This is a genomic window from Stenotrophomonas sp. TWI377 (genome assembly GCF_039674525.1).
In the GTDB taxonomy this organism is placed as follows: Bacteria; Pseudomonadota; Gammaproteobacteria; order Xanthomonadales; family Xanthomonadaceae; genus Stenotrophomonas.
Genome location: NZ_JBDJNT010000017.1, coordinates 1 through 15,918, shown reverse-complemented (window position 1 = coordinate 15,918; position 15,918 = coordinate 1). Strand labels below are relative to the sequence as shown.

At 67.0% G+C, this 15,918-nt stretch carries 12 protein-coding genes; 5 read left to right on the top strand and 7 right to left on the bottom strand.

Going from position 1 to position 15,918, the window contains the following annotated elements:
- The first annotated feature begins 517 nt into the window (after positions 1–517).
- Positions 518–1,090, top strand: coding sequence for an Ax21 family protein (locus ABE546_RS14235; protein WP_121044142.1), 573 nt, complete (start codon positions 518–520; stop codon positions 1,088–1,090).
- 132 nt (positions 1,091–1,222) lie between these two features.
- Entirely contained in the window at positions 1,223–1,648 is a 426-nt protein-coding gene (locus ABE546_RS14230; protein ID WP_313208822.1) for an NUDIX domain-containing protein, read from the top strand.
- Positions 1,649–1,667: 19 nt separating this feature from the next.
- Here the strand turns inward: ABE546_RS14230 and ABE546_RS14225 are convergent, their stop codons facing one another.
- The 6 genes from ABE546_RS14225 to ABE546_RS14200 are packed head-to-tail and all read right to left on the bottom strand — an operon-like array spanning position 1,668 to position 10,531.
- Positions 1,668–2,771: a sugar kinase gene (locus ABE546_RS14225; RefSeq protein WP_313208821.1), complete on the bottom strand. Its 1,104-nt coding sequence runs from the start codon at positions 2,769–2,771 to the stop codon at positions 1,668–1,670.
- Positions 2,768–3,949: a GDSL-type esterase/lipase family protein gene (locus ABE546_RS14220; protein ID WP_346464176.1), complete on the bottom strand. Its 1,182-nt coding sequence runs from the start codon at positions 3,947–3,949 to the stop codon at positions 2,768–2,770. Before ABE546_RS14220 ends, ABE546_RS14225 begins: the two co-directional genes overlap by 4 nt.
- Positions 3,950–3,979: 30 nt before the next feature.
- On the bottom strand, positions 3,980–4,735 hold the full coding sequence (locus ABE546_RS14215) for a glucose 1-dehydrogenase (RefSeq protein WP_346464174.1): 756 nt from the start codon (positions 4,733–4,735) through the stop codon (positions 3,980–3,982).
- A gap of 44 nt (positions 4,736–4,779) precedes the next feature.
- Positions 4,780–6,072, bottom strand: coding sequence for an MFS transporter (locus tag ABE546_RS14210; protein WP_313208819.1), 1,293 nt, complete (start codon positions 6,070–6,072; stop codon positions 4,780–4,782).
- Positions 6,069–8,309: an oligoalginate lyase gene (locus ABE546_RS14205; RefSeq protein WP_346464172.1), complete on the bottom strand. Its 2,241-nt coding sequence runs from the start codon at positions 8,307–8,309 to the stop codon at positions 6,069–6,071. The genes ABE546_RS14210 and ABE546_RS14205 overlap by 4 nt, the downstream gene beginning before the upstream one ends.
- A complete protein-coding gene (locus ABE546_RS14200) occupies positions 8,306–10,531 on the bottom strand; it encodes a polysaccharide lyase 6 family protein (RefSeq protein ID WP_346464170.1) in 2,226 nt (741 codons plus the stop codon). The genes ABE546_RS14205 and ABE546_RS14200 overlap by 4 nt, the downstream gene beginning before the upstream one ends.
- A gap of 281 nt (positions 10,532–10,812) precedes the next feature.
- Here ABE546_RS14200 and ABE546_RS14195 point away from each other — a divergent pair, with 281 nt between their 5' ends.
- On the top strand, positions 10,813–13,704 hold the full coding sequence (locus tag ABE546_RS14195; RefSeq protein ID WP_346464168.1) for a TonB-dependent receptor: 2,892 nt from the start codon (positions 10,813–10,815) through the stop codon (positions 13,702–13,704).
- A gap of 89 nt (positions 13,705–13,793) precedes the next feature.
- Positions 13,794–14,537: a FadR/GntR family transcriptional regulator gene (locus ABE546_RS14190; protein ID WP_088432357.1), complete on the top strand. Its 744-nt coding sequence runs from the start codon at positions 13,794–13,796 to the stop codon at positions 14,535–14,537.
- Positions 14,538–14,558: 21 nt separating this feature from the next.
- On the opposite strand, the gene ABE546_RS14185 is transcribed toward ABE546_RS14190, so the two are convergent.
- Positions 14,559–14,948: a DUF6165 family protein gene (locus ABE546_RS14185; protein ID WP_346464166.1), complete on the bottom strand. Its 390-nt coding sequence runs from the start codon at positions 14,946–14,948 to the stop codon at positions 14,559–14,561.
- 225 nt (positions 14,949–15,173) lie between these two features.
- Between ABE546_RS14185 and ABE546_RS14180 the strand changes: the two genes are divergently transcribed.
- On the top strand, positions 15,174–15,812 hold the full coding sequence (locus ABE546_RS14180; RefSeq protein WP_346464248.1) for a TorF family putative porin: 639 nt from the start codon (positions 15,174–15,176) through the stop codon (positions 15,810–15,812).
- Positions 15,813–15,918 lie beyond the last annotated feature (106 nt).

Below are 15,918 nucleotides of genomic sequence, written 5' to 3'. Positions count from 1 at the left end.
TCAATCGGACATTTTCGGCCGCCTTCGGGACAAAAGTCAGAAAACTCTGAGTCATTGTGCGGAACATCCTGATAGGCGCGCTGACGTATTCAGCACATGATGGGGTTGCCGGGCAGGACGCCCCACGGCGCCCTGCGGTCCAACGCCCCACGGCACGGACCTCGGTGCATCCAGGAGGATGGGCGCGTTAGCCGATAACTCCCCAAGAGCGGCTTCCCCAGCGCGTGACGCCCCGAAAGGGCACCGTCGTGACCAGAATCCTTTCCGGCTTGCCCGCCGCGACTCCCTGCCTGATGGCTCCGCGTGATCATCCCGCCAGGCCGCACTCACGCCGTCATCGCCTGAAAAAAGCCACGCGCGTATGCCAGAGCGCGTCTGAACGCCGCCCCAAAATTCACTTTTGTGGACGCGGTCAACTTCAGGGCGGGTTGTGTCGAATAACGGAGAATTTACATTCCCGATGCAGTCCGGCCTCCATGCCGGGTGCAAGTAGTCCAAGACATAAAGGTGTACCCCCATGAAGACTTCGTTGATTGCTCTGGCCCTGGCCGCCGCCCTCCCGTTCACCGCTTCGGCGGCTGAAGGCCTGTCCTACAACTACGCTGAAGCCGACTACGTCAAGACCGACGCAGATGGCGGCAAGGCCGATGGTTGGGGCGTGAAGGGTTCCTATGCCTTCCTGCCGAACTTCCACGCCTTCGGTGAGTACAACCAGCAGAAGACCGACATCGGAAACTTCAAGGTTGACCAGTGGCGCGTCGGCGTCGGCTACAACCAGGAAATCGGCAACAGCACCGACTTCGTGGGCCGCGTTGCCTACAACAAGTTCGACCCGAAGGAAGGCCTGGACTTCAACGGCTACAGCGCTGAAGCCGGTATCCGTACCGCGTTCGGCCAGCACGCCGAAGTCTATGCCATGGCCGGCTACGAGGATTACAGCAAGAAGCACGGCGTCAATCCGGATGGCCAGTTCTACGGCCGCCTGGGTGGCCAGGTGAAGTTGAACCAGAACTGGGGCATCAACGGCGACATCAAGATGGATCGCCACGGTGACAAGGAATGGTCGGTCGGCCCGCGCTTCAGCTGGTAATTCCAGCGTGACCGCATCGCCACGTGCCTGATCGGCGTGGCAGGAAAGGCCCGGCATCGCCGGGCCTTTTTCGTGGGCGCTATCCAGGCACGGGGCCCGAGAGATAATGAGTCACTTCCATGGAGATGCCCGATGTCCCCATCCACCGATCTGCAGCAGCCTCGCCTCGGCTGTGGTGCCGTCATCCAGCGCGCCGACGGCGCGATCCTGCTGGTCCAGCGCGGGCGTCCGCCTGAGCAGGGGCATTGGGGGTTGCCGGGGGGCAAGGTCGATTGGATGGAAACCGTCGAACACGCGGTGATCCGTGAGGTGGAGGAGGAAACCGCACTTCAGGTGACGGTGGAGCGTCTGTTGTGCGTGGTCGATCATTTCGAGCCGGCGCTTGGCCAGCACTGGGTCGCCCCGGTGTATCTGGTGCGGGCGCAGGACACCACGATCGCGTCCGTGCAGGAGCCCGAGGCACTGCTCGGGCTGGGGTGGTTCACCGCGGATGCACTGCCCGCGCCGCTGACGCTCTCTACGCGCAAGGCCCTGGAACACCTCTCGATCGCGCACTGAGTCCTCGCGCGCAGGGCGCTCAGCGCCGCGCCGCCGCCCCATCGCCGCGCGCCACGGCCTCCACTTCAGCCAGGCTGGTGACAGCGCAGTCGCCCGCCGTGGACATCGCCAGCGCGCCATGCGCGGCGCCCAGCTCCACCGCTGCCTGCTCGCCCTTGCCGCTGAGCAGGGCATGCACCACGCCGGCCACGAAGGCGTCGCCACCGCCGACACGGTCGAGCAGGTCTACTTCGCGTGCGGCGGAGACATACAGTTGCGACCGGGTGCGCAGCGCACCGGCCCAGCCGTGGCGGGCGGCGTTGGCGGCGTCGCGCAGCGTGAACGCCACCGCCTGCAGCGCCGGGAACTGCGTCATCGCACGCACGGCGGCTGCCTCGGCCGGACCGACATCCATCGGTGTGTGGCGGCGCCCGAGATCGCTCAGGTCCATGCCCAGGCACGCGGCGAACGAATACTCATCGCCGATCAACAGGTCGCACTCGGCCGCGATGGCGCAGTTGGCGTGACGCGCGGCATCCGGGTCGGGATGGCTGTTCCAGAGGCTGGCGCGGTAGTTGAGATCGTAGGAGACCGCCACGCCGTGCCGGCGCGCGGCCCGCACCGCGGTGATCGCAGTCTGCGCGCTGTGCTCGGACAGCGCGGCGAAGATCCCCCCGGTGTGCAGCCAGCGCACGCCGTGCTGCCCGAACAGCGCATCCCAGTCGAACGCCGCCGGCTGCAGCTGCGAGGCCGCCGAGTACGCGCGATCGGACATACCCAGCGGCGCACGCACCCCGAAGCCGCGCTCGGTGAAGTTCAGGCCCATCCGGGTGTTGCGGCCGATGCCATCGTAGTCGCGCCACACGATCTGGCTGGCATCCACCCCGCCGGCCTGGATCAGCTGCTGGGCGAGCAGGCCGAGCTCGTTGCGCGGCAGGGCGGTGAGCACCCCGGTGCGATGGGCGAAGGTGCTGCACAGGCCGCGGGCGACGTTGTACTCGCCACCGCCCTCCCACACGGTGAACTGGCGCGCGCTGCGGATCCGGCCTTCGCCGGGATCGAAGCGCAGCATCACCTCCCCCAGCGCCAGCGCGTCCCAGCGCTGGCCGTTGTCGGCCGCAACCTGGAAGGTCTGGGCACTCATCGCGCCGGGCAGCCGAGCAGCGCCAGATCGATGCCCTCGGCCATGCGCCGGTAGCCCTCGTCGTTGGGATGCAGGTGGTCGCGGGTGATGTCCTCGGGCAGGTTTTCCGGGTGGGACGGATCGCGCAGGATCTGGTCGAAGTCGATCAGGCCATCGAAGCCGCTGCGGCCGCCGCGCATCCAGGCGTTGAGCGTGGTGCGGGTGGCGGCCGCGATCGGCTCGTAGCGGTCGGAGCCACCGAACGGCGTGATCGTGGCGGCAATCGGGCGGATGCCGTTGCTGTGCAGGCGTTCGGCGATCTGCCGGTAGCCCAGCACCATGTCCTCGGCGTTGCGGCCGGCCACGGGTGGGGTGCCGCCGTCGTGGCGGATGTCGTTGATGCCTTCGAACAGGATCACGCGGTCCACGTTCGGCAGTGCGATCACGTCGCGATCCAGCCGCGCCAGCGCGCTGTGGCTGCGGCCGTGATCCATCACCTTGTTGCCGCTGATGCCGGCGTTGACCACCACGACCTGGTCAGGGCACGCCTGCTGCAGACGGGCCGACAGCAGTGCCGGCCAGTCGCCGTTGCTGCCGCGGGTGGCGGTGGCGCCTTCGGTGATCGAGTCGCCCAGGGCGACCACCACCACCGGCTTGCTGGCGCGTTCGGCGAGCACGGCGGAGACCACGTTCTGCCGGTAGGCGAGTTTGACCGCGTCGCCGACCGCAGCAGCGCGACCCTCGGCGATGCGCAGCGCGGTGCGGCGCACGGCCGGGCGGGTGGCCACGGGGAAATACAGGGTGAGCGAGACGTCGGCCAGCGCCGGCGCGGTGATCGCGACCGGGTCGCTGAGCAGCGCAGCGCCAACCGGCACCACGATCTCGCCACGCCCATTGAAGGTGACCGGCCTGGCCGCCGTGGCGGTGCCGGTGAGGTGGGCCGAGGCCCCGCCGATATGCAGCGGGGCCTGGCCGAGTTCATTGCTGATGCGGAAGCGCAGGGCGCGGGCCGAGCTGCCCAGGCGCATGTCCTGGCGCACGGTCTGGTTCGCGAACTGCACCGGGGCCTCGGGGGTGCCATCAAGACGGTCCGGCGCCGGCGAGGCGGTCCAGGCCGGCACCCAGACCTGGGCCTGGGCGGGCAGCGCCGCGGCGCTGGTGGCAAGTGCAAGAGAGAATGCAGTGATCCAGCGCAGCATGGCGGCCCTCCCAGGCGGTCAGCGGGTCAATCAGGAGAAGTAGGTGCCGCCATTGACGTCGACGTTGGCACCGGTGATGAAACCAGCTGCATCCGAGGCCAGGTACACCGCGGTATCGGCGGCTTCCTGCGGTCGGCCCTGGCGGCGCAGCGGCGTATTGCCGGCCACCGCGGTGCGCACTTCCGGCTTGGTGAATTCATCATGGAAGCGGGTGGCGATCATGCCGCAGCACAGCGCGTTGACGCGGATGCCGCGCGGGCCCAGCTCCTTGGCCATGGCGCGGGTGAAGGTCATCACTGCAGCCTTGGCGGTGGCGTAGATCGCCGCGCCCGGGCCACCGCCATCGCGGCCGGCCTGCGAAGCGAAGTTCACGATCGCGCCGCCTTCGGGCATGTGCGGCACCACCGCATGCGTGGTCAGGTAGACCGAGCTCATGTTGAGGTCCATCACCTTGTGGAAGAACGCCTCGTCGATCTCGGCCAGCGGACGGCGCTGGACCATGCCACCGGCGACGTTCACCAGCACATCGATCTGCGGGCCGAACGCAGCCTGGGTCGCAGCGACCATCGCGGCCACGGCCTTGGCATCGGTGACATCGGCGCGATGCACGATCGCGGTGCCGCCGGCGGCTTCAACCTGTTTGAGGGTCTCCTGCGCGCTGGCCTCGTCGTTGGCGTAGTTGATGCAGACCTTGGCACCGGCCGAGGCAAGCTTGAGCGAGATCTCGCGGCCGATGTCACGGCCGCCACCGGTGACGATGGCCACCTTGTCCTTGAATTGGGTCATGAAACACTCCTGTGATGCGTTGGGGGGAAAGGGAAGAAGAGGGCTCAGCGGCGCTCGACCGGGCCGTGGATTTTTTCCACGCGACCGGTGACCAGCCACAGCGCCAGCAGGGAGGCCGGCACCAGGGCCGCCACCAGGATGAAAATGGGTGCATAGGATTCGTGGGTCATCGCCGGCACCAGCCACGTGGTGATCAGCGTGCCGGCCACCGCGGCCATGCCGCCCAGGCCGGCGACCGAGCCGACCGATTTGCCACTGAAGATATCGCCGGGCAGGGTCTGGATGTTGCCGATGGCGATCTGGAAGCCGAACAGCACGAAGGCGATGGTCACCACGGCCCAGACCGGATCGGTGGCCAGCACCGCGCCCAGCAGCGCCGGGGCCATGATCGCGCCGCCCAGGGTGATCACCACCTTGCGGGCCTTGTCCACGCTCCAGCCCGCGCCGATCAGGCGCCCGGACAACCAGCCGCCGCCGAGGCTGCCGATCATCGCGCCGACATACGGCACCCAGGCGAAGATGCCGATCTGCTTGATGTCGAAGCCGAAGGTGTCGGCCAGGTAGAGCGGCAGCCAGGACACGAACAGCCACCAGATCGGGTCCAGGAAGAACCGCGAGATCAGGATGCCCCAGGTCTGCCGATGGCCCAGCAGCTGGCGCATGCTGGGCACGTACTCGGGGACCGGCACGGCGGGTTGTTCGGTGGGCGCATCCAGGATCAACGCGCGCTCGGCGGCGCTCACCCACGGGTGCTTGTCCGGGCCGGCGCGGTAGATGATCAGCCACGGCAGCAGCCAGATGAAGCCGATCGCACCGATCAGGATGAAGGTGCCGCGCCAGCCCAGCCAGAGGAACAGCACGGCGATCAGCGGTGCCGACACGATCGCCCCGATCGACGCGCCCGCATTGAACACGCCCTGCGCCAGCGCCCGCTCACGCGCCGGGAACCACTCGGCATTGGCCTTGACCGCGCCCGGCCACGCGCCGGCTTCGCTGATGCCGAGCATGGCGCGCACGATGCTGAAGGACAGGATGGAGTGGGTGACCGAGTGCAGCGCGATCGAGATCGACCACACCGCGATCGACAGCGCAAAGCCCAGCCGCGTGCCGATGATGTCGAACAGGCGGCCGAACACGAACTGGCCGGCGGCATAGAACAGCATGAAGACCGTGACCAGCAGCGCGTAGTCTTCCTTGGTCGCGCCGACGTCCTTGGAAATCTGCGGCCACATCACGGCCAGGGCGTTGCGGTCGATGTAGTTGATCACCGTGGCAATGGCGATCAGTGCCACGATCAGCCAACGGACATAGGTGCGGGCCTGGGTGGTGACCTTCATTTGCCGTCCTTGCCGGTGCGGGTGCCGGTATCGAAGCGCTTCCAGCCACCGTCCCAGCGCCAGCTGTGGCCGCCGCCGCTCACTTCATGCGATCCGCCCTTGGCCGGGTCATCGGCGATGCCCACGGCGAGCTGCTTGCCGCCGGCCAGGTCGAGCACCAGCACGTCTGCATCCTTGCCGCGGTAGTGGGTGAGGCGGTCGATGCGGCTGTTGGCGCCCCGCACGGTTTCGGCGGTGCCGTCGTACTGGCCATGGGGTTCGAGCACGCCGTAGAACGTGGTGGCGGCCTGGCCATCCACCCGCTGCAGCAGCATTGGCTCACGGCGCAGGTTGAACGAGGGATCATTCGCGCCGCTCTCGCCGATCAACGCGCGTGAGGGCGCGGTGCTGGCGAAACGGTAGGTATAGAAGCGGCCGTCCAGCAGCCAGGTCAGGCTGCGTGCGTCGCGGGTCGGCTCGCTCGCCGCATCGATCCAGACGTGCTGGTAACCGTTGGCCTTGCCCAGCACCGGACGTGCGGCGAGCGCGGACTGGCTCTTGAAGCCCACGTCCATGATGTGACCGTTGAAGTGCAGCGGCAGGTCATAGCGCGCGGCCTTGCTGCCGGTGACGCGCAGCAGATCCAGTACCACCGGCTCGCCCAGCGAGGGGTGCGAGAGCAGCGCCTGGGTACGGGTGAAGCTGACCCCGTCGTAGGCACCCTCCATCCGTGCCGAAGCGATCTGGGTATCGTCACTGACCGCGAACAGCAGCGGCGTCGGTGCCAGTGGCTGGCCCTTCTTCCAGTCGCCGCCGAAGTGGCTCTGTTCGTTCACCACCAGCGTGTTGTGCGCGATGGTCTGCCGGGCCCAGCTGCTGTTCTCCGGCAGGTAGATGCCACCGGCCTTCGCCTCGATGTTGAGGAAGCGCGCCGCGCCGTAATCGGTGACCACGCGCTGGCCGTTGTCGTAGAACAACCAGTTGAGCTTGTCGAAGTGGCCGTGGCCCATGCCCTGCTTGGTGTTCTTCATCACCAGCGCCTGGCCGTTCTCGCCCCCCATGCGCAGGATCGCCAGTGCGCCTTCGGTGCCGTCCGGGCCATCGCGCAGCAGGGTCGGTACGAAGGCAAACGGCTTGGCCTTGTTCTCCGCCAGCGCCTGGGCCACCTGCAGGCCTTCGGGCGAGAGCAGCACGCGCTTCTGTGTTTTGGCGACCGACAGCAGGCGTGCATCACCGGTCTGCGCGTAGGCGATATCGATGCCAGCCACCAGTTCCTCGGTGTCCAGGCCCTTGTCGAGAATGGCGTCGTTGATCGGGAAGAAGTAGCCGCCGTAGCTGCTCTGCACCAGCGCATCGACCGCCTTGAGCAGCACGCCGTCGCGGCGCTTGAAGATGCCGCGTTGCGGTTCGTTGCGCTCGATGGCGTTGGCGAACAGGATGAACGGGGCCAGTGCATAGCGCTGGTAGTACGGGCCTTCTTCGTAATACCCGTCCGGCGAGAACAGCTGATCGACCTGTTTCAGGAAGCCGGCACTGCCATCGCGCTTGCTGCCCTGCAACGCCTTGTCGACGTAGTTGGTGTCGCGCAGCACGTAGCCGGTCATGCCCACCGCAGCGACCGCCCAGGTGGCGTGGTTGTGGATCTTGTCGAAGTTCTCCGGCGTGCCGGACAGGAAGTCGGCCATCGCGCGGAACACGTTGTCGTCGATCGTCTTGCGGTCGGCGTCACTGAGCGTGTCGCGGATCGCGTCGTAGCCCTGCGCCGCGCTGACCAGCCACACCGAATCGTTGAGGGTCTGCCAGAACAGCCGGCCGGGAATCTGGCCGCGGCCCTGCGGGTGCGCGCCCAGGCCCGGGTAGAGCTTGGCGTAGCCCAGCAGCAGGTCGCGGGCGAAGGTGGCATAGGCCTTGTCGCCGGTCAGCCGATACAGCGCGCCGGCGGCCTGGATGGCCTGGTAATTGCGCTTGTGCTGTTCGTGCGTGTAACCGCCGCCCTTGTCCTTGGGCACCGGCACGTCGATGCCGGCCTTCATCATCGCGCGCACGCGCTGTTCGGCACGCTGCTGTTCCTTGTCGAACAGTGGCGAGCGCGCACCCTCGGCACGCATCTGCGTCCACTGCGCGGCGGTGACCAGCACCGGTGCGGTGGCGGACGCCGCGGGCGCCTGCCGGGCGGCGGGTGCGGCCTGCGCAGCGGGCAACGCGGCCCCGCCAAGCGTGGCGGCGAGCAGCAGCATCAGGGGCGGGGCGTGATTCATGGCAGGGCCTCAACAGGGGTATCGGACAGCAACGGCGCGGTGGCCGTCAGCGGGTTGTCGCCCATGCGCAGGGTCGGTTCCCCGACGCGATGGCTGAAACGGATGCGGCCGCTGCGGTCGAAGCGGTTGTCGCGGATGCTGGCGAACTGCACGCCATGCAGGCGCAGGCTGGTGTCATCGGCCAGCCCTGCCTGCTCGAACTGGTTGCCGTGCACCTGCAGCGCCGGACCGAAGGTGCTTTCGTCGGTGCCGCCGCGATACAGGTTCACCACCGGCCCGCCGATGCGGCGGAACGTGGAGTCCAGCAGATCCACCTGCTCGGCGTTGTAGGTGCCCAGGTCATCGGTCTCGGCGGCCGCGGCGATCACGCTGCCGGTGATGTCCTCCACCGTGACGTGGGTCAGTGCGATCCGCGCGGCCAGGCTGCCCTTGCCGGTGGCGATCACATCGAAGGCCTTGTTGGCGGTCAGCCCGTGTACGCGGCTGTCCTCGATGCGCAGCGTGTAGTTGAAGGCCTGGCTGCCCGGCGGCACGCGGATCACCGCATTGCCGGCGGCATCCGGGGCGAGCGCGCCGTCGATATCCAGCCGCGCCAGGCGCAACGAACCGCGCGCGCCGATCTCGAACAGGCTCGGCCGCGAGAACTGCACGCTGGCCTGGCCACGTGCGGGGCCGACCACGCTGAGCGGATGGTCCACCGCCAGCACCTGGCTCACGGTGTAGCGGCCGCGCTGCAGCTGCAGCCGGTCGCCCGGGGCACTGGCGGCCACGGCGGCGGTGAGGGTGTCCTCGCCCGGTGCGACCCTGCGCACCGCGCCGCTGTCCAAGGCGGTGGTCGGCAGCGTCTTGGGGTACCAGTCCACGCCGACCTGGTCGCGGGCAATCGGGGTCAGATCGCGCGGGGCACCGGCATCGATGGCGGCGGTGGGGTAGAGCAGGCCGTTGGCCGCGCGCTGCAGGGTCAGGGTCTGGCCGCTGACACCACCAGGAAAGCCGGCAGACGCGGCAGGGCTCTGCACATTGCCCGCGAAGCTGATGCCGGAGAGATCGCCCTGCGTGCGCAGCAGCTCGCGGTGTCCATCGCCGATGAACAGGTTGCCGGCGATGCGGCTGTTCACTGGCATCGCGTTGCGCTCCTCATCCAGCCCCGCGCCCAGCAACAGCGTGCCGACCTGGATGAAGCTGTTGCGTTCGATCACCGCGTGATCGATCTGCTCGTAGCGGTTCAACGGCGCGTTGTGGGTACCGGCCATCACGCTCAAGGCCGCGGCGAAATTGTCGCCGGCGATGCCTTCGAAGTAGTTGTCGCGCACCGTCTGGTTGCGATTGATCACGCGCACGCCGCCGGTATGCGCCTTGCCATGGCCGAGGAACACATTGCGTTCGACCCGGTTGCCATGGCCGTGACGCAGCACCAGTGAGCCGCGCGAGTCCTGGAAGACGTTGCCGCGGTAAGTGTTGCCGCCGGACTTGTTGGAGACGATCTCCACCTCGCCATCGCACTGCTCGAACCAGTTGTTCTCCACCACGGTGCGCGAATCGGACTGCGAATCGTGGCTGGTGCCGATGCGCATCGTCTCGCCGCCGTTGGAACCGAGGTTGGGGCGCGGGCCGAACCAGTTGTGGTCGATGCGGTGCTGGTTGTCCAGGCCGCTGGTGGCGTTGCGCACCACCACCAGGGTGGTGCCCGCATTGGTCTTGCCGACCAGCTGGTTGTGGTCGAAGCGGTTGTGCTGGCCGTACAGCGCCACCCAGTGATCGGACTGCTGGCGATCCGGCTTGTTGTAGCGGTCGATCACGATCCCGGTCACCCGGCTGTGGTTGGCCCACTCACTGGCTGACCGCCGGAACGACACCACTTCGCCACCCGGCGCCCAACCATCGCGGAAGACGAGGTTGGAGACCTCCAGGTGCTCACCGGCCAGACGCAGCTGGGACTGGCCGCTGAGAATCACCTTGCCGGGGGTCTGCGCCGTCAACTTAATTGGTTGACCAATTTTGCCGGATCCCCGGAAAAGCAGGTCCACGTCGCGCCAGACGCCGTCCGCCAGGATCACCATATCGCCGGGGGCGAGGGCGCGTACGGCGGTGGCATAGGCAGCAGCGTCGCGCACCAGATGATCGGCCGCCACGGCAGGGAATGCCGCCAGGGACAGGCTCAACAGCAAGGCCTTGGCCATGGGACGCCGCGCCAACGGCGCATGCGAGTGTTGCAAAGTCACGGGCTTACCCTCCCAGATGAACCGTGGCGACTGACGCGAGCCACGATCCTAACAGGTTGCCGTGCGCGAACGTCAACCACAATCGCATACCACTTTAGGCGCATGTGGTATGTGGTTTGCGCATTTTTCTGCTGCGTCCGCACATTAATTCCATGCAAAGTGGTCTGGACGGTGGTGCGGGGTAGACTTTAGTACCAATTCATTGACATTGGTTCATCAGTCGTGAATCTTCCGGATCGAATCCGTGTAATCGGACGATCCATCCTGGGAGGGAGATCACGATGTTGCATGACCGCCGTACGGCCTCACCACGAGGCCTCCGCCGCACCGCGCTGCACAGCGCGCTGTTCTATGCCCTGTGTGCCACCGCGGCCCTGCCGCTGGCCCACGCACAGGACGCCGATGCACCGGCCTCGCCGCCGGGGCAAGCCACCACGCTGGATCAGGTCCAGGTGACCGGCATCCGCGGCACCATCCAGACCTCGATCGACAAGAAGCGCGAGGAGACCGTGGTCTCCGATGTGCTGGCCGCCGACGACATCGGTGATCTGCCGGCGCTGTCGATCGGTGAAGCGATCGAAACGATCACTGGTGCCTCCACCCACCGCGAAAAGGGCGGTGCGTCGGAAATCTCGATCCGTGGCCTGGGCCCGTTCCTCGGTTCGTCCACCTTCAATGGCCGCGAGGCCACCAACGGCAGTGGCGACCGCTCGGTGAACTTCAACCAGTTCCCGTCCGAGCTGATCAACTCTGTGGCGATCTACAAGACCCAGCGCGCCGACTTCGTCGAAGGTGGCGTGGCGGGCACGATCAACATGGAGACGGTCAAACCACTGGAGTACGGCAAGCGCACGTTCCAGCTCGATGGCCGGGGCACCTGGCAGGACTACGATGACCGTCTGAAGGACAAGGACGGCGTCGGCTGGCGCGGTACCGCCAGCTACATCGACCAGTTCGACATGGGCAACGCCGGCAAGCTCGGTGTCTCCATCGGCGTGCAGGCGCTGGAAGGCAGCAACCCGGAAGAGATGTTCTCCAGCAGCTCCACCTGGGTGGCCTGCGATGGCCGTGAAGTGGTTGGCGCAACGCGCAACTGCACCCAGGTCAACGGCAACCAGGTCGCCAACGGCGTGCCGTATTACCTGGTGCCCAGCAGCCGCATCTACCGCCAGTTCATCGAGCACGACAAGCGCGATTCGCAGTTCGCCGCACTCCAGTGGCGGCCCAGCGATACGGTGGAAGTGAACCTGGATTACCAGCACTCCAAGCGCGATTACACCGAAGACCGCTCGGATCTGTCGCTGTCCTCGATGATGCGCAACCTCAACAACCGCGTCGTCACCGACGATGGCGCGCTGCTGCACCACACCGGCAGCACCACGGTCGATTCCACCGGCAATTTCCTGGAGCGCCAGGAGGAATACACCGGCGGCGGGCTCAACGTGATCTTCCGGCCGAGCCCGGCGTGGACGCTGTCCACCGATCTGTCCTACTCCAACACCGAGCGCGATCAGATCGAACGCAGCACCCGCCTGCGTGCCGGCCGCACCGACGTCAACGGCAGGCCGGTCGGCGGCATCAAGAACACCCGCTACGTCGATTACACCTATGACTACAGCGGTGATGTGCCGAGCATTTACCTGGATCCGGCGTTCGATGTGAACAACCCGGACAACTTCACCGATTCGGCGCTGGTGCGTCGACGTCAGCAGCACCGCGAGCACACCATCCGTGCCGGCCGCTTCGATGCCACGTTCACCCCGGAAAGCGGCTTCTTCACCGCGATCAAGGGGGGCCTGCGCCGCTCCGAGGCGACCTACACCGATTACACCGACACCGTGGATGTCACCACCACCAATGTCGCCGCGATCCGCGCTGCCAACCTGGCCTGCCGCCAGGCGTTCCCGCAGGACGATTTCCTGGCCAACGCCAGTGGCAACACCATCGACCAGTGGGCCAGCTTCGACAGCCGCTGCCTGTTCAAGGCCTTCACCGGCGTGGACGACACCGGGCTGAGCGCGGACCTGCGCAACCCGGCCAACAACGATGTCACCGAGAAAACCAGCGCGCTGTACCTGATGGGCGATTACAGCGCCGAATGGTTCGGCCTGCCGGTGACCGGCAACATCGGCGTGCGGGGTGTGCGCACCGAGGTGCGCTCGGTCGGGCTGCGCAGCGGCCTGGATGTGATCGACAATCCCGACGGCACCGTGACCCTGGAGCCCACCGGCGATTACACCTCGCAGGTGCTCAAGTCCAGCAATACCGAATGGCTGCCCAGCTTCAACGCGGCCTTCGAACTGCGCCCGGACCTGCTGCTGCGCGTGGGCGCGTATCGGGCGATGTCGCGTCCGGACCTGGCCGCTGAAGGCTTTGGCCGCACCTTCAACCTGGGCGAGGTGGATACCGAGTTCAACAGCGTGGGCGATGCGCTGCGCAGCATCACCGCCACCGGCAACCCGCGCGCCAAGCCGTTGATGTCGTGGAACGGCGACCTCTCGCTGGAGTGGTATGCCAACGAAGACACCATGTTGTCCGGTGCGCTGTACTACAAGCAGTTCAACGGCGGCTCGATGCCGGTGATCGTCAACGAATCGTTCGATATCGACGGCCAAAGCGTGACCGTGCCGGTGGAGCAGTTGGCCACCAGCGACCAGAAGAGCGATCTGTTCGGCGTGGAATTCACCGCCTCGCACAGTTTCTCCTACCTGCCGGGGATCTTCTCCGGGCTGGGCGTGAAGGCCAGCTACAACTACGCCGATTCCAACTTCAAGACCGAAGACCTGCGCCTGGGCGAGTCCACCGACCCCTCGACCGGCGTGGTGACCCCGGGTATCGTCGAGCCGGCCAATATCTTCGGGTTGTCCAAGCATGTGGCGTCGGCACAGGTGTACTGGGGCCTGGGCAAGCTCGATCTGCAGGCGATCTACAAGTACCGCTCCGACTATTACCAGCAGTTTGTCGGCGACCCGTCGCAGAACCGCTATGTGCGGGACAATGGCTCGCTGGACTTCCGCGCCACCTACAAAGTGAACAAGCACTTGTCGTTGTCGCTGTCGGCCAGCAACCTCACCGATGAGCCGCGGGTGTCGGATATGCCCATCCTCGGCAGCTTCCGCGAGTACACCACGTACGGGCGGCGGTATTATCTGGGGGTGCGCTACCGCTTCTGAGGTCAGTGGCGCGGTTTTTCCGACCGCGCCGCTCTCTGAAGGCGCGGTCGCGTGTCGGTCCCCAGCCACCTGTCAGCAGGCCTTTGATGATGTCCGAACCCCGTCTGTACCAGTCCATTGCTGCCGAAATCGTCGCGCTGATCGAGAAGGGCGAATTCCCGCCGGGCTCGCGCCTGCCGGGCGAGCGCGACCTGGCCGAACGCCTGGGCGTGAGCCGGGTGACGGTGCGCGAGGCGGAAATCGCGCTGGAAGCGCAGGGCCTGATCACCATCAAGACCGGCTCCGGCGTTTACGTGAAGGCCAAGCCGTCGCAGGCGCCGGGCGCACTGCCCGACGTCTCGGCGTTCGACCTGACCGCGGCACGTGCGGTGATCGAGGCCGAGGCCGCCGCGATGGCGGCCAGCCGCATCACCGATGCCGAACTGGAGGACCTGGCCGGCCTGATCGCGGCCATGGTCGACCCGAATTCGGGCGAGGCGGCGGCCAGCGAGGCGGATCGTCAGTTCCACCTGTCGATCGCGCGGATCGCCGGCAACCCGGTGGTGGAGCACTGCGTGCAGCTGATCTGGCGGATGCGCAACGAGCTGCCGCGGGTCAAGCAGGTCTACGCCAACGTCTGCCACAACGACGATGACACCCGCGACGAGGAACACACCCGGATTCTGGATGCACTGCGCCAACGCGACCCGGCAGCGGCGCGGTCGGCCATGCGCAACCACTTCCAGCGGCTGTTCGAATCGATGCTGGAAGCCACCGAGAATGAAGCGCTGGCCGAAATCCGCCGGCGTACCCAGCAGGACCGCGAACGCTTCATGGCCGCGACCGGGCACTGAGCCCGGGGCGTACCCGCGGGCTTACTCGCCCTGGTACTGCTTTTCTTCGACCAGCTGCGAGCCGGCGATGCGGTTGATCTCGTTCTTGACTTTGACCCGCTCGCCATTGGTGCCATAGACACCGCGCGCCAGCTGGATGAAGGCATCGTCGAACACCTGCGCTGCTTCCTTGTTGCGCAGCTGATCCTGGATCTCCCACATGCGCTCGTTGATTGCCTTGAGCTGCGTCTTCAACGCCTCCAGCCCCGGCTGGGCGCTTACCTGCTGCTGCCACAGCGGCCAGAGGCCCTCGAGTTCCTTGCGGACGTTGGCGTTCTTGCCCGCATCGGCGATGCGTTCGGCCTTGATTTCCAGGATGGTGATCTTGTCGATCAGCTCGCCAATCGATACCGGGGTCAGGATCGCGTCCACGCCATTACTCGCAACAGGTCAGAGCGGCCATGATACCGGGCACCACCCTGACGCAGGATTTACAGAAACGTTGCGCCGATCGCCCGGGTACGCCATGGCGGCGTTACGCCCCGCCTGACGACACTGTCGCTCTCGACGGCGCGGCCGTCATCTGGAGCAGGGCACGTGGTGGGTAAACCTTTGAAACAGCGCCTGCGCTGCGGCGCGGTGCTGGTGGGGCTGGTCATGAGTGGTGCGGCCGCGGCCGCGGTGGAGGGCAATGCGACGCTGACCTCGGACTACGTCTGGCGCGGCAGCTCCCAGAGCGACGGCGATCCGGCCGCGCAGGCCGGCGTGAAGCTCGGTACGGCCACCGGCTGGTATGCCTCGGCGTGGGGCTCGGGCGTCTCGTTCCGCCCGGACAACGGCGCGCGCAGCGAATTCGATCTCATCGCCGGCTGGAGCGGCGCGGTGACGCCGGACTGGAGCGTGGACGTCAATCTGACCCGCTACCTGTATCCCTCGACCACCGTCGATCTGGACTGGACCGAGCTCAACGGCACGGTGACCTGGCGGCAACGCGCGTGGCTGCAGGTCGGCGTCTCCGACAACGCGTTGGCCGGTGGCCACGGCGGCACCTATGCGCAGCTCGGCGCGCGTCTGCCGCTGGGCGGGCAGTGGCGCATCGAGGGCGCGGTGGGCCATTACTGGCTGGACAGCGCGCAGGCCGAGGATTACCTGCACGGCCAGCTCAGCCTGGTGTGGCGGGTGCACGGGCCGTGGGAGCTGCGGGTGACCGGGCATGACACCGACGGTGCCGCGAAACAGGTGTTCCCGGGCAACGCGGGATCGCGCGTCGAGGTCGCGGTACAAACCGCCTTCTAACGTAGCGTCAACCCGGGTAGAGCCGACCCGTGGGGGGCGGGGCCCGGGGGGCCGCCCAGCCGCCGACCCCCCGGCCGCGCGACCCGCCGAACACCCCCCCCCCCCC

What these genes read in the sequence shown, in the direction of transcription:
- ABE546_RS14220 (WP_346464176.1), bottom strand. Translation starts at nt 3,949, where the DNA reads ATGCTGCGCTGGATCACTGCATTCTCTCTTGCACTTGCCACCAGCGCC.
- ABE546_RS14205 (WP_346464172.1), bottom strand. Translation starts at nt 8,309, where the DNA reads ATGAATCACGCCCCGCCCCTGATGCTGCTGCTCGCCGCCACGCTTGGC.
- ABE546_RS14215 (WP_346464174.1), bottom strand. Translation starts at nt 4,735, where the DNA reads ATGACCCAATTCAAGGACAAGGTGGCCATCGTCACCGGTGGCGGCCGT.
- ABE546_RS14190 (WP_088432357.1), top strand. Translation starts at nt 13,794, where the DNA reads ATGTCCGAACCCCGTCTGTACCAGTCCATTGCTGCCGAAATCGTCGCG.
- ABE546_RS14235 (WP_121044142.1), top strand. Translation starts at nt 518, where the DNA reads ATGAAGACTTCGTTGATTGCTCTGGCCCTGGCCGCCGCCCTCCCGTTC.
- ABE546_RS14195 (WP_346464168.1), top strand. Translation starts at nt 10,813, where the DNA reads ATGTTGCATGACCGCCGTACGGCCTCACCACGAGGCCTCCGCCGCACC.
- ABE546_RS14180 (WP_346464248.1), top strand. Translation starts at nt 15,174, where the DNA reads ATGAGTGGTGCGGCCGCGGCCGCGGTGGAGGGCAATGCGACGCTGACC.
- ABE546_RS14225 (WP_313208821.1), bottom strand. Translation starts at nt 2,771, where the DNA reads ATGAGTGCCCAGACCTTCCAGGTTGCGGCCGACAACGGCCAGCGCTGG.
- ABE546_RS14230 (WP_313208822.1), top strand. Translation starts at nt 1,223, where the DNA reads ATGTCCCCATCCACCGATCTGCAGCAGCCTCGCCTCGGCTGTGGTGCC.
- ABE546_RS14210 (WP_313208819.1), bottom strand. Translation starts at nt 6,072, where the DNA reads ATGAAGGTCACCACCCAGGCCCGCACCTATGTCCGTTGGCTGATCGTG.